At 69.0% G+C, this 13,010-nt stretch carries 12 protein-coding genes and 1 pseudogene; 7 read left to right on the top strand and 6 right to left on the bottom strand.

The window, feature by feature from the left end; all coding sequences use genetic code 11:
• Positions 1-4 precede the first annotated feature (4 nt).
• The 4 genes from EDC02_RS07635 to EDC02_RS07650 form a co-directional block, all read right to left on the bottom strand.
• The gene (locus EDC02_RS07635) at positions 5-1,492 is read right to left on the bottom strand and encodes an ISKra4 family transposase (protein WP_370461507.1); all 1,488 of its coding nucleotides are present in this window, start codon (positions 1,490-1,492) and stop codon (positions 5-7) included.
• 146 nt (positions 1,493-1,638) lie between these two features.
• Positions 1,639-1,758 (bottom strand): transposase, encoded by a 120-nt coding sequence (locus EDC02_RS42700; RefSeq protein ID WP_123601344.1) that lies wholly within the window; start codon positions 1,756-1,758, stop codon positions 1,639-1,641.
• Positions 1,759-1,794: 36 nt separating this feature from the next.
• Positions 1,795-2,334, bottom strand: a complete 540-nt coding sequence (locus tag EDC02_RS07645; protein ID WP_123601345.1) for a DUF5984 family protein — start codon at positions 2,332-2,334, stop codon at positions 1,795-1,797.
• Positions 2,327-3,163 (bottom strand): TIGR02452 family protein, encoded by an 837-nt coding sequence (locus tag EDC02_RS07650; RefSeq protein WP_123601346.1) that lies wholly within the window; start codon positions 3,161-3,163, stop codon positions 2,327-2,329. The genes EDC02_RS07645 and EDC02_RS07650 overlap by 8 nt, the downstream gene beginning before the upstream one ends.
• Positions 3,164-3,445: 282 nt before the next feature.
• Between EDC02_RS07650 and EDC02_RS41385 the strand changes: the two genes are divergently transcribed.
• Together EDC02_RS41385 and EDC02_RS07660 are read left to right on the top strand one after the other, a co-directional pair.
• On the top strand, positions 3,446-4,231 hold the full coding sequence (locus tag EDC02_RS41385) for a hypothetical protein (protein ID WP_233605791.1): 786 nt from the start codon (positions 3,446-3,448) through the stop codon (positions 4,229-4,231).
• A 594-nt stretch (positions 4,232-4,825) separates the two neighbouring features.
• Positions 4,826-6,235, top strand: a complete 1,410-nt coding sequence (locus tag EDC02_RS07660) for a recombinase family protein (RefSeq protein ID WP_233605792.1) — start codon at positions 4,826-4,828, stop codon at positions 6,233-6,235.
• Between the two features lie 139 nt (positions 6,236-6,374).
• Here EDC02_RS07660 and EDC02_RS41390 read toward each other — a convergent pair.
• Positions 6,375-6,561, bottom strand: a pseudogene (locus EDC02_RS41390) (transposase); the annotation flags it as partial.
• Between the two features lie 817 nt (positions 6,562-7,378).
• Between EDC02_RS41390 and EDC02_RS42705 the strand changes: the two are divergent.
• The 5 genes from EDC02_RS42705 to EDC02_RS07690 all read left to right on the top strand — a co-directional run bounded on the left by EDC02_RS42705 (position 7,379) and on the right by EDC02_RS07690 (position 12,558).
• Positions 7,379-7,588, top strand: a complete 210-nt coding sequence (locus EDC02_RS42705; protein WP_123601348.1) for a ferredoxin — start codon at positions 7,379-7,381, stop codon at positions 7,586-7,588.
• An 83-nt stretch (positions 7,589-7,671) separates the two neighbouring features.
• The gene (locus EDC02_RS07675) at positions 7,672-9,255 is read left to right on the top strand and encodes an ABC transporter substrate-binding protein (protein WP_123601349.1); all 1,584 of its coding nucleotides are present in this window, start codon (positions 7,672-7,674) and stop codon (positions 9,253-9,255) included.
• Entirely contained in the window at positions 9,252-10,214 is a 963-nt protein-coding gene (locus EDC02_RS07680) for an ABC transporter permease (RefSeq protein ID WP_199757532.1), read from the top strand. Before EDC02_RS07675 ends, EDC02_RS07680 begins: the two co-directional genes overlap by 4 nt.
• A complete protein-coding gene (locus EDC02_RS07685) occupies positions 10,211-11,047 on the top strand; it encodes an ABC transporter permease (protein ID WP_123601350.1) in 837 nt (278 codons plus the stop codon). Before EDC02_RS07680 ends, EDC02_RS07685 begins: the two co-directional genes overlap by 4 nt.
• Complete coding sequence (locus tag EDC02_RS07690; protein ID WP_199757533.1) at positions 11,044-12,558, top strand: ABC transporter ATP-binding protein; 1,515 nt, start codon at positions 11,044-11,046, stop codon at positions 12,556-12,558. Before EDC02_RS07685 ends, EDC02_RS07690 begins: the two co-directional genes overlap by 4 nt.
• 87 nt (positions 12,559-12,645) lie before the next feature.
• Here the strand turns inward: EDC02_RS07690 and EDC02_RS40075 are convergent, their stop codons facing one another.
• Positions 12,646-12,975, bottom strand: coding sequence for a hypothetical protein (locus EDC02_RS40075; RefSeq protein ID WP_158632087.1), 330 nt, complete (start codon positions 12,973-12,975; stop codon positions 12,646-12,648).
• Between the last annotated feature and the right edge of the window lie 35 nt (positions 12,976-13,010).

Genomic DNA, 13,010 nt, shown 5'->3' on the forward strand with positions numbered 1-13,010 from the left:
CTGGTCATCCGGCGAGGGTGTAGCCCTCCCGTTGTTGCTGGTATCTGTTCTGGTGTATGCGTTGGTGTTCTTGTTGCAGGTGGAAGGCCCAGTAGGCGTTGAAGTCGCCGTTGGCGGATACGGCGCGTAGCTTGAGGATGGCTTCGGCGGTGTCCAGTCCCCAGCGGGCGCCGGTGATGTCCATGCGGTCCTTGACCAGATGCCGGCAGGCGCCCTCGATCACGCCGGTGGCGATCGGCCACCCCGCAGCCAACGCGGTGTGGTAGTCCAGGTAGGGCTGGTGGCGGGTCAGGTAGTCGGCGCACTCGTCGGCGCCGGCGCGTTCCCTGGCCGAGTATCCGTACCGGGTGGCCCGCCGACGGATCCCGGCCGCGACCTGCCCGGCCTTGCCGGACAGGATCTTGACCGCCTGCTCGCCGACCCACGCCTCGGCGGCGGGGTCACCGGTGTAGAAGAACGCCCACGCCGCTTTCCACACGTACTCGAGCACGTGGACGAAGTCCAGCACGATGTGGACCTTCACCTGGCGGCGGTCCGCCTCGGCCCGGACCGCGTCGATCTGGGCACGGTTACCGTCAACGAGCACGACCCAGGTCCGCGCCTGCCGCGGGTCACGGCGACACGCCTCGTCGAACCCGGCGGCGACGACCGGGGCGATGTCGTCGACCACGGACGCCGTCAACCACCTGGCCTGGGCGACCGGACCCCGCCGACGCCGGCCGTCGTCACCGGTGATGATCTCGGACGGGGTACGCGGCACCGGCGCCGCGTCGTAGACCACCGCCAACTCCGCCATCCGTTTACGGCCACGTTTCTCTCCCGGCGACAGCCGGGTGGTCAACCTACGGCCTGTCCGGGCGGCGGCCTTCGCGGTGGCGTCCCGTAACGCGGACGGGATCATCACGACACCCTTACCGTCGAACGACAGCACCAGCAGCCAGCCATCGCCGACCGGCCGGTGCGATCGGGTGTCGTAGAACGCGGCCACGTCCACAGCGGCGGCCACCGCCAACTCCTGCACCTGCCGTTTCCCCACACCCACCCCGCACGACCGGTCGATCGCGGCGACCGCGTCGTCGAACGATCCCCGTACCGACTCCACCGCCGCCAACCGGCGCAGCCCGTGCGAATGCCTCTCCACCGGCAGGTTCAACACCGCGTCCGCCGGATACAGGTTGGCCACTCCCGACGCCCGGTACGCCATCCTGGTCACCGTCACCGCACCGAACACCGTGCCCAGCCCCCGACCATGCCCCACCTCCACCCGGGAACGGACCACCTCATCGGCACCGACCACCCGTTCCCGGCGCACCTCCCGCGCCGCCCGCAGATCCACATGGTCCTGCAACAACAACCGCAGCAGCTCACGACCCCGCACCGCGAGGCGGTCCTCCAACTCGGCGTGCGTCAACCCGTCACTGTCCGAGCCGGCCAACCCCTCCACCAACTCCTCGAAACACTCCCGCGACCGGTCGAACGCCCCCGCCACCACGTACCCTGACACCCGGGCTCCTTCTTCGGTTGTGGATCTAGACCACCCATCAACCTACGAGAAGGAGCCCTTCAACCTTCCAACCGACCCAAACACCCCCGCGACCACTCCCCGCAACCACTCCGCGACCATAGGCAATCACCGCCTCACTCCAGAAGAGCCGCACCCATCTCCCGGGCAACCTGCGACACTGGCTTGTTCGACTGTAGAACGAGTTGCACTGCTTCTTCACGGAACTCTGGGGTGTATGAGCTTATGCGTGCCATCGCGCTTCTTCCCTCGACTTTCCTAACAGGGTAACCTTATTGGCTCCCTGTCCGGAATCCTCGGGGCACCTCAGGTCGCTGGTTCCACCAGTCGATTGTCACTGTGTCGTCGGTGCTGATGGTGCGCCAGCAGCGAACATTCGGGGCGTTACGCAGGTAGCCGAAGTCCAGGTAGTGGTCGCCGTACCACTCCTCGGCCGTGGTATCTGCATCGGACTCGTTGTCTCGGGTGGTCCAGGTCGTGGCATCCGCTTCGATGAAGGGCAGCAGGTCGGCGGGCACCGGTTCCAGAATGGTAGGGAGTAGCTGCAGCAGGTCTTCCCAGAGCCGTGCGATGTAGTAGTCGGCGTACGGTGGATCGTCGTGGCCGTCGGCTTGCCGGCGGCGTACCGTCTCGGCGGAGTAGCGCAGCAGCTGGTGTCCGGTGAGGTCGAGCCAGTACCAGCCTTCGGTGAGTCCGAACCAGTGGAGCGTCTGTTTGTCCCGACCCCAGGGGTGTACCTGGTCCAGCGGGCGGAGCTGGAACTGGAAGCGGATTGCCGGTGGTGTCCGGCGTACCGGGCGGTGGTCAGTCACGAGGTTCGCCGCTGGTGCGTTCGTCGGTGGTGGGGCTGAAGCGTTGGGCGAACGCCGTGTGGACCGGTGTTCCTGGCAGGTTGTCGTGGATGGCGAAGACGACGTGGTCGAAGTGAGCGACCGCGTTCAAGGCGTGGGTGAACGCGTCGGCTACGGTCGCGGGGTCGTTGCGGAACAGCCCACACCCCCATGCGCCGAGCACGAGGCCGCGATGCCCGTGCGCGGCGGCGACCTCGAGGATCCGCCGTGCCCGCCGGGCGAGTACGGCTGGCACGTCGGCGGCGTGTTCGGGCTGGGTGCGTACGATCGCGCCGAGGTTCGGCGCGGCCGCGGTCAGCAGCGAGGTGGTGTACGGCTGGTCGAGCAGGTTGCCGTTGTCGTCGCGGAACACCGGCACGTCGGGGGAGTAGACGACCCGGTCGCTGTAGCGCAGGTCCCGTTGAGCGCGGTGGAAGGCGTAGAAGTCGGGTGCGGCCCGCAGACATGCGTACAGGGCTGAGGAGCGGGCGATGCTCTCCTCCTGCGCCTGTGCGCCGCTGAGGAACCCGCCGCCGGGGTTCTTGGCCGAGGCGAACACCAGAGCCGCCGCTCCGGGGCCGAGACGGCGTGCCGCGAGCAGCGTCGACTCGTCCGTCACCTCCACCGTGCGGGCACCCGCTTGGCGGTGCGCGAGAGTGATTCTCTCATCGGGCAGGTGGTGCCGGGTCCCGGAGACTGCGGCGCGGACCGCGTCAGCGATGACGACCTCGTCACCGATGTCGTTGCGGTAGCGGCCCGACTCCGTGATCGTCACCGTGTGTCGCGCGATCTCTCGAAGACGGCCGCTCACGGATCCACCGGGCCGGCGAGGTTAGCGAGCAGCGACACGCCAAGGAACCTACGCAGCGCCGTGGTGGCGGGCAACCCGATTGCAGTTGGGGCGCGACCGATGGCTTGTCGAGACGGCGGAGGAACACCACTCGAGGCGGTGAGCCTCACTAACAATCGGGTGAGGCGAGGATGGAATTGCCGCCGGGCTCGGCGCTGCCCGTCTGCGGCCTGGCCGGTAGCGTGTACGCCGGTGGCGGTCCGCATCGATGTTGAGGTGTTTGGTGATTCGATCCCTGCGGCTGTGGGTGAGGCTGCGGCACGGCTGCTGACCGACGACGGCGTTGGTGAGTTGGAGCTGGCCGGGGGTGGTGTCCAAGCGGTGGTACGCGATGGTGGTGCCGTTTTCCAGCCGTGGGTGGGCATTGTCGACGGTGTTTTCACCGGCGATTGCGGTTGCGGGGTCATCGGGGATGACCTGTGCGGGCATGCGGTCGCGACGGCGTTGACCGCGTTCGACGCGGGCGTCGCCTTTTCCGGCGCGGCGACCCCACCTGGTGCCGTTCCTGCGGAGCCCGAGCGCGCCGAGTTCCTCGATGCGGTGCGGCGGCTCGCGCCGGGCCGGTTGGCGGAGCTGGTGGTGGGGTTCGCTGTTCGGGATCGGCTGTTCGCCACCCTGTTGCTGGGCGAGGCCGGCATGCTCGACACTGCTGCCGAGTCCGGTCTGGCCGACTTCCGCGCTGCTGTCCGGGACGCGTCGAAGGCGACCACCGGGAGTAGGTGGCAGGTCCCCGATGTGGAGGCCGCCGGTCACCGGTTGGCCGCCGAGGTCGAGATCCTGTGCGCCCACCCCGCGACACCGACCGCGCTTGACCTGGTGGAGGAGGCCATCCTCGTCTGGGACGAACTGTCCGGACATCTCCGCGACGCTTACCACATCACCCGCACTGCGCCGGAGGAGATCAGTGAGCCGCTCGTAGGCGCACACCGTGACCTGTGCGAACGCCTCGGCCTCGGCTCGGACGAGATCGCACAGCGGGTGAACCGGCTGGTTGAACGCTGCAACTACGACACCATGGACGTCAGCTGACAGCGCAGGTAGGGCCACAGCATCGCCGTGCAGCCGGGTGATCGGATGCGGTGCCGGGTCGGACCTGGCTACGTCGAGCGACACTGCGGCCGGTCTATGCCGGTGTCCCGCAGTCCGCATTGCTGCGAGCAGGACGGTCAGGGATCCTGTACTGCAGTCGACGGCGAGCACATGGCGGGCGTCGATGGTTCTGGCGGACCCGTTGTCCGCGTCGTCGGTCGCGTCCGACCTCATGATTCGTCGGACGGTGTCCGCGAACAACGGTGTTCGATCGATGGGTCATCCAGAGCGGTCGGCATGATCTGGGCGGTGTATCCCCGATGTCTTCGGTGCCCGGTCCTTCGGCGGGTGCCGACATCTCTCCCGGCCTCCAGCTGCGCCGGTGCCGAAGGTCCGGACGCCGTGTGTCGGATGTTCGTTCGCGGCGAGGTGGTCAGGATGGCGGCGGCTGTGGGTCTCGACAGCGTTGATGTGTTGGCGGGGTGGCTTGACCGTGGGCAGACGGCTGCGGCGCGAACTCGTGGCCGTCGATCGCCGCCGCTGGCGTCGTCGGTGGGTGGCATCCGGTTTGCGTTCTACGGCCGGGTCTCGACCGTGGATTTTCAGGATCGGGAGTCGTCGCGGCGGTGGCAGTGGGACTGCGCTACGGATCTGATCGCCGGGCACGGCGCCGTGGTGGCGGAGTTCTTTGATGTTGGTTGCTCGCGGCGGTGGGTGTGGGTTGATCGGCCGCGGGCTGGCGCGTTGCTGGCCGCGGTCGAGGATCCGGATCGTGGGTTCGACGCGATCGTGGTGGGGGAGTACGAGCGGGCGTTCTACGGCGACCAACTGGTGCGGATGGCGCCGCTGTTGCGGCGGTATGGCGTGCGGCTGTGGCTGCCGGAACTGGGCGGACCCGTGGACTGTGATGATCCGACGCATCAGGCTGTGGTCATGCTGCTGGGGTACCAGTCGAAGCGTGAGGTTCTGCGGGCCCGGTTTCGTACCACTGTGGCGATGCGGGCCCAGGTGCGGGAGCAGGGCCGGTATCTGGGTGGGCGGCCGCCGTACGGATACCGGCTGGTGGATGCGGGTCCGCATCCGAACCGGGCGCACGCCCGATGGGGCAGAAGGCTGCACCGGCTGGAGCCTGACCCGGCCACCGCGCCGTATGTGAAGTGGATCTTCGCGCGGCGGCTCGCTGGTCGTAGTGTCGCCAGTATCGCCCGGATGCTGAACGAGCAGCGGGTGCCGTGTCCGTCGCGGGTGGATCGGGAGCGTAACCCGCATCGCAGCGGGCAGGCGTGGACGTTGCGGACGGTCGCGGCGATCCTGGCCAACCCGCGCTACACCGGCCGGCAGGTGTGGAACCGGCAGCGCCTCGACCGGGACCCGGTCGAGGCGGTCGATGGTCAGCGGCGGTACGCGGAAGTGCACCGGTGGAACCAGGCGCGGGACTGGGTGATCTCGGAGAAGGTCGTTCACCCGCCGCTGGTCGGAGAGGAGGACTTCGTCGCCGCGCAGGCGGTCCGCGTTGTGCGCGCGGCCGAGGACGGCAGCGTCCGTATCTACTTGTTGGCGGGGTTGCTGCGGTGCGGGTTGTGCGGGCGGCGGATGGATGCGCACTGGGTCAACGACCGTCCCGGGTACCGGTGCCGCCATGGGCACACCAGCGCGCAGCAGCGGGTACGCGGTCATCCGAAGAATCTCTACGTGCGCGAGGACCATCTCCTCGACAGCCTCGCGAACCAGCTCGCCGGCATGACCTGCGAGAACGGGCGGGTACGCGGGCCGACACATTCGGCGCTACCCGCTGAATCCGCTGATGGCCTCAACGAGGTTGTGGCGTTCCTGAGGGAGAACAATCTGACCATCGTCTGTGACCGCAGGACCTGGGTGTTGGAGATCAACTCCGCGATGGAGGCGGCACCTACCGGCGTCGACGACGCCGGTCTGATCCCGCGACAATGGTCGAACGGTCAGCCGCCGACCAGCCATGAAACGCGAAACGCGTTCATGGGGTAATGACGTGTCCGAGTCCGCACCTACGCGCACTTTGAGTGCGCATGCGCTGATACTACTGCCTTCCTGCCAGCGACGCAGAGCACCCCGCGCCAGCCACCCTCCGCAGGGGGAGGAATCGCCGTCTACGCGATGGCGGCCAGCCCTGCCTGTCGGAGAGGTGGGCGCTGAACTCGCCGGTGGTCTGACCCTTTGCCGACAGCGGCAGCACCAGGTCCTCCACACCAGACAATCGGTGTTGGCGCTTGCGTACGGTCGTCGGCTCGAACGAACCCGCCCGGTCCCGGGGGCGCGTCGATTTTTACCGGCCCGACGGCGGTCAGCACGGTCGTCATCAAGGTGGTCGGTGTTCTCGCCTTGCGGGGCTGACTCCAGCACAATCTTCGTCAGCCGCAGCGGCCCGACGTCGCCGGCCGCGAGGCTGGCTGACGCGTACACCGCGTGGGACACCGCCCTGGACGCGATCGGCGCCGTCCGGCAGACCCAGATCAAGATCGCCGGCCTGCAACAGCCGCGAAGAAGGCTCTGGCAATCCTGGACCGCGAGTGGGACGGCCTGGCATTCCACCGCGACTACCCACGATCAGCCTGGACGACAGCACCAGACTGAGCTTGACAATCGTGTTCGGGCGCTGGGCGGACTGCTGACCGGGCCGATCAGCGTGCCGGGGACAACCGCCGGCTCCGTCTGGCTGCCATGGCCGGGAGTCGTCGGGCGATGCGGTCGTATACCTCGGCCAGTGGACGGCCGTTCCCTACCTCGTGGAGATTGCTTTTCGGATCTGCTTGGTCGACCCGATCCAGGACCGGACCCCGGCAAGGTTGGCGGTGCGGCGTTGTTGGAGTCCATCGGTGGGTCGGGGCCGGTGGTCCTCGCTGAGCTCGGCGGTGATCCGAACAGTCCCGTTCCGATGTGGCCGTCACCACCTCCGAATGGCTGCTGTCGGGGCTGGGCGGTGGTGGGTCCTGTTCGGGATGGTCGACGGCGTACTAAAATGGCAACCATTTTCTACTGGTTGCCCGTGGGTCGGTTTGTGGTCACGGGCTGTCGTGTGAACAGGAGTGCTGATGGTGGATCGACGACGGGAACGGGGCCGCTGCGAGATGCGGCCGGGTTGTTGTGCCCGGGCGAGCTGCGGTCAGTCGGATGGATGAGCTCGTGGTGGACCCCGGTCGGTGTGTTGGTGCCGGGCACTGTGCCTGGTTGGCTCCGGACCTGTTCGACCAGGATGCGGCGGCCGGTGTCGTGGTGTGGCGGGGCGGGGTGGCTGATCTGCTAGACAGTGACGTGCTTCGGGAGGTGGTCGCACTCTGTCCCTCCGGCGCACTTCGATGGGCGAGGCACCCACCTAGTTGACAATGGTTTTCATCTCGGCAATGCTGTCGGGTGTGCGGGCCTTCCCGCGCTTTCTATGCTCGACCCTTCCCGAGGAGCATCCCTTGGCGCGTACTTTTGATCGGCGAACGCTGCTGCGGGCCGGCGCGATGTCGCTGGCCGCCGTCGCAGGCGTGCCCGTCCTCGCTTCCTGTTCGAACGATGACGCGGCGCCCACCTCATCGGATGCCGGCACACCGACACCCAGATCCGGAGGCACACTGCGGGCCGCGTTCGTCGGTGGTGGAGCCGCTGAGACGCTCAACTTCCTGCTGGGACCGACGGGTCTGGACTACGTCCGGGCCCGCTGCATGCACGGCGCGCTCGGTGTGCTCGACCCGGCGGCGGAACATGGCGTCCGGTACGGCGTCCTGGAGCGCATCGACGTCAGCGACGATCTGCGCACGTACACCGTGAAGGTCCGCCCCGGTGTCACCTTCACCGACGGCTCCACCCTGACCGCCCGCGACGTCCTTTACTCCCTCAACGCGCCGGTCACGCTCGGCTCGTTGCCGTTCCTCAAGCCGCCGTCGCAGAACTTCGACCTAGCCGCTGCGACCGTCACCGACGATACGACCCTTGTGCTGCCGACACTGCGGCCGATCGCCGATGGCCGGCTCGTGCTCTGCCAGAGCACCCTGGTCTTCAAGGACAGCACCACCGCGTTCACCGCCGACATGCCGACCTGCGGGCCGTTCAAGCTGGTCGAGTTCGAGCCCGGGCAGGGTGCCGTCTTCGCCCGGCACGACGACTACTACGGATTGGCTCTCGGTGCCGGGCCGTACCTGGACGGCCTGGAGTTGCGGACCATCCCCGACGCCACCGCCCGGGTCAACGCCCTCACCGGCGGACAGGTCGACTTCGTCAGCGACATCGGGCCGGTGGCCGCCCGCACCGTAGAGCGCGATGAACGGTTCGCGGTGGCCGTGTCTGACCTGCCGTACGCCACGTCGCTGTCCTTCGGACTCAACCTGTCCTTCGCCCCGTTCGTCGACGTACGGGTCCGGCAGGCGGTCAAGTACGCGATCGACCGCGAGGCTATCGTCCGCAACGTGTTCTTCGGCCGGGCGTTCGTCGGCAACGACCTGCCCGCTCTCGGATTCGGTGACTACGCCGACGAGATCGAGCAGCGGCCGTACGACCCGGACCGGGCGAGGGCGCTGCTCGCCGAGGCGGGTGTCGGCGCGATCACCGTCGCCGTCACCACCGCTCCCGAGGTGGCCGGGATGGCCGAGACGGCGACGGTCGTCGTCGAGAACCTCAATGCGGTCGGCATCGACGCCACCCTCGACCAACGGCCCACCGGGCAGCTGTTTTCCGACTTCGCCGCCTACGTGCAGCTGCCGTTCGCGGCCAGTTACAGCCCGCCGGTGCCGCCGCTGTCCAGCTACGCCGCGACCCGGACGGCGGGCTCACCGTCCACCTTCGGCTTCAACCGGCCGGACATCGACGAACTCGTCGCACAGGCCCGCGGGGCCGTCGACGCCGACCAGCGTCGGGAGGCGGCGGTGCAGGCGCAGCGGTTGATCTGGGAGGAAGGCAACCAGGTCATCCCGGTTCTCGCACCGTCGATCAACGGTCACGCCACCACTGTGTACGGTGTGCGGGACGAGCCGTTCAGCAGCTTCGAGCATGCCTACCTGGCGTGAGCCTCGTCCGAGTCGCCGCTGTCGTCGTCCGGCGTAGCGCAGCCGCGGTGCTGGTCCTCGCCGTGCTGTCGGTGTTGATCTTCGCTGTGACCGAGGTGCTGCCGGGCGACGCGGTCGGTGCCGTCGCCGGCACCGACGCCACCATGTCCGACCGGGAGCAACTGCGCCGGGAGTTCGGCCTCGACGCGCATCCGGTGCGCCGGTACGTCGAGTGGGCCGGTGCCGCGGTACAGGGCGATCTCGGCACCGGGTACGTCGGCCGCCGGGAGGTCACCGAGGTGCTGGCGGAGCGGCTGCCGAACAGTCTGCTGCTGACTACCCTGGCGATGGCGATGGCGGTACCGCTGGCCGTCGTGATCGGCCTGCTCGCGGGTATGCGGGCCGGCCGACGTACGGATCGGCTGGTCAGCACCGCGGCCCTGGTCGCGGTCGGGATACCCGAGTTCCTCGTCGCGGCATTGCTGGTGGCGGTTTTCGCCGCCGGCCTCGGTCTGCTGCCCGAGGTCTCGCTGGTGCCGCTCGGTGGTCGTCCCTGGGACGAGCCCAGGATCCTGGTATTGCCGGTCGCCGCGCTGTCGGTCGCGGCGCTGGCGGCCGCCGCGCGGCTGCTACGGGCCTCGGTAGCGGAGATCGCGGCGGCACCGTACGTCGAAGCGGCCCGGCTGCGTGGGGTTACCGGGCTGCAGCTCGCCGTGCGACACGTGCTGCCGAACGCGGTGGCGCCCGCCGTGCAGGTGACCGTGGTGATGTTCGCCGGCCTGATCGGTGGCGCGGTCGTCGTCGAAACCCTGTTCAACTATCCCGGCATCGGCTACGAACTCCAGCAGGCGGTCGCCAACCGGGATGTGCCGATGGTTCAAGGGCTAGCGTTGGCGACCTGCGCCACCGCGCTCGTCATTCTGCTGCTCGGTGACCTCGTGCAGCTGGCGTTGAGCCCGACGTTGCGGGGCAGGTCATGAGCGTTGTCGCGCCGGCGGTGGCTGCCGGTCGGGTCGCCCACGCCCGAGTGACGCTGCTGCTCGCCGGGATCGCGGCCGTCGGCGTGGTTCTCGTCGCGCTGGCCGGCCCGCTGCTGGCCACTGGGTCGCCGACGGCCCCGGTAGGGCTGCCCTTCGACGTCCCGAGCGGTACGCATCCAGCCGGCACCGACGCCGTCGGCCGCGACGTGCTGAGCCGACTGCTGCACGGCGGCCGCGCCGTGGTGCTCCTCGCCGTCGGCGCCACAGCCCTGGCCAGCCTGTGCGGGTCGTTGCTCGGCGTGTTCGCCGGGCTGGTCGACCGGCGAGTCGGTGAACTAGTGGTCCGGGTGGTGGATGTCGTCGCGGTCGTTCCCGGCCTGTTGGTGCTGCTGGTGTTGGCTGCCGGCTTTCCGGGCAGCGACAGCGCGGTACTCGTCGGGGTGGCGCTGGTCAGCCTGCCCTTCTCCGTGCGGGTCGTGCGCGCGGCGACCCGGCAGGTGGCGGTGCAAGGATTCGTCGACACCGCTCGGGCGCGAGGGGACAGTCGGTGGCGGATCATCCGGCACGACGTCGTCCCGAACATCGCCGGCACCATGCTTGCCGAGGCTGGCATCCGGTTCTCGGCCGCCGTGCACCTGACTGCGACCGCCGGCTTTCTGGGTCTCGGGGCGGGCCCGCCGACCCCGAACTGGGGCCGGATGGTCAGCGAGAACGCGTCCGGGATCAGCCTGACGATCTGGCCGGTGCTGCTTCCTGCGCTGCTGCTGGTGATCTTCACTGTGTCGGTGAACCTGCTCGCCGACGACGTCACCGCCCGGTGGGCCGCCCGGTGAGCGCGGTTCCGCCACTGGCGGAGATCGACGGACTCGTCATCGGTCCGGTCGCAGGTGGTCCGACCATTGTCGACGGCGTGTGCCTGCGGATCGCGTCAGGTCAGGTCGTGGCGATGATGGGGCGTTCCGGCTCTGGCAAGAGCACGACGGCTCTGACGTTGCTGGGACACGTCCGGCCGGGACTGGTCCGGCGCGCCGGTGCCGTGCGGGTCGCCCGGTGCGACCCCTTCACGCCGGCCGGCGCGGCAGCGGTTCGCGGTCGTCATGTCGCCTACCTGCCGCAGGATGCCGCCGCCACGTTGAATCCGGTTCGTCGGCTCGCCAGCCAGCTCAATGAGGCTATTGCCCTCGTCGGCAGGCGCACCGGGAGTCGAGGCGGCACGACCATGGCGCAGCTGCTGGAGACCGTATGGCTGCCCGCCGACGGTGAGTTCCTGCGCCGCTACCCGCATCAGATCTCCGGCGGTCAGGCGCAACGTGTCGCGTTCGCCATCGCCTTGGCCGCCGATCCGGATCTGCTGGTCCTCGACGAACCGACCGCCGGTCTGGATCCGGTCCTGGCTCGCGGCGTGCGGGATTTGATCAACGCATTGACCGGTCACCGGGCCACCCTGTTGATCAGTCACGACCCGGACCTTGTCCGAGCGGTCAGCGACGAGTTGATCGTCCTGGAAGCGGGTCGACCGGCGGTCACGGGTGATCCGGACCGCGTACTCGCCGCGCCGCCGCCGCGAGCGGCGCCCGGCACGATCGCCGTGCCGTCCGATCCGGTGCTGGCGGTGCGGCGGCTGGGTGCCCGGCACGGCCACCGGGCAGCGCTCGCCGAGGTGGATTTCGCCGTACCGGCTGGAGGCTGCATCGCCGTCGTCGGGCCGTCGGGCGCGGGCAAGTCGACGCTCGCCCGGTGTCTGGTCGGGTTGCGCCCCTACGATGGGGCGGTACGTCTTGACGGCGCGCTGCTGCCGGCCGCCACCCGGCGGCGCAGTCCGGACCAGCGGCGTGATTTGCAACTGGTTGCCCAGGACAGTGCTGGCGCTCTCAACCCGAGAGAAACCGTCGGTCACGCCCTGCTACGTCCTCTGCGGCAGTTGTGTGGTCTTGACCCAAAGACGGCCCGTGCAGCGGCGGACGAGTTGCTGGACCGGGTGCATCTGCCGGCCGGCGTCGCCGCGCGGAGACCGGGCGCACTGTCCGGTGGGGAACGCCAGCGGGTCAACCTCGCTCGGGCGCTTGCTTGCCGGCCCCGGGTGCTGATCTGCGACGAGGTGACATCGGCGCTCGACGTGCAGACGGCCGGCACGGTGCTGGCGTTGCTCGCCGAGTTACGTCGCGACCTCGGGCTCGCGGTGGTGCTGATCACGCACGACCTGGCCGCCGTGGCCGGGTGGACCGACCAGGTGGTGGTGCTCGACGCCGGCAGGGTGGTGGAGTCCGGCCCGACACCGGTGGTGCTCGGCTCCCCACGGCACGAGATCACCCGGACGTTGATCGAGGCGGCGGAGGGCCGCTGACGAGCGACCTTTCGGCCGAGTGACCGCGCCGGTGGTAGCCGACCGGGCAGGTTGTTGGCGAATCCGCGAGAATCGGTGCCCCCTTCACTACCGTTGCCTGGCGTAGCGGGATTCGCCGGAGGAGGGGCAGTGGCAACCGAACAGATGCATCGGCAACACGAGGCACACCAGCACCGACATGGGCCGGACTGCGGTCACGTCGCCGTACCGCACCAGGAACACGTCGACTACGCCCACGACGGTCACCTGCACCGTGAGCACCAGGGCCACTTCGACGAATGCGAGCCCGGCGGTCACCAGGTTCACGACCGGCACGACCACGAGCACCGTGAAGGGTGCGGGCACGTGGCGGTGCCGCACGACGGACACGTGGACTACGTGCACGACGGACATCGACACACCCGGCACGACGGGCACTGGGACGACCACTGACACCGGTGATTCCGCCGGTT

It is taken from the genome of Micromonospora sp. Llam0, assembly GCF_003751085.1.
Classification (GTDB): domain Bacteria; phylum Actinomycetota; class Actinomycetes; order Mycobacteriales; family Micromonosporaceae; genus Micromonospora_E.

Coding starts and splice junctions, on each gene's coding strand:
- EDC02_RS42705 (WP_123601348.1), top strand. CDS start 7,379: ATGGATGAGCTCGTGGTGGACCCCGGTCGGTGTGTTGGTGCCGGGCAC.
- EDC02_RS07685 (WP_123601350.1), top strand. CDS start 10,211: ATGAGCGTTGTCGCGCCGGCGGTGGCTGCCGGTCGGGTCGCCCACGCC.
- EDC02_RS42700 (WP_123601344.1), bottom strand. CDS start 1,758: ATGGCACGCATAAGCTCATACACCCCAGAGTTCCGTGAAGAAGCAGTG.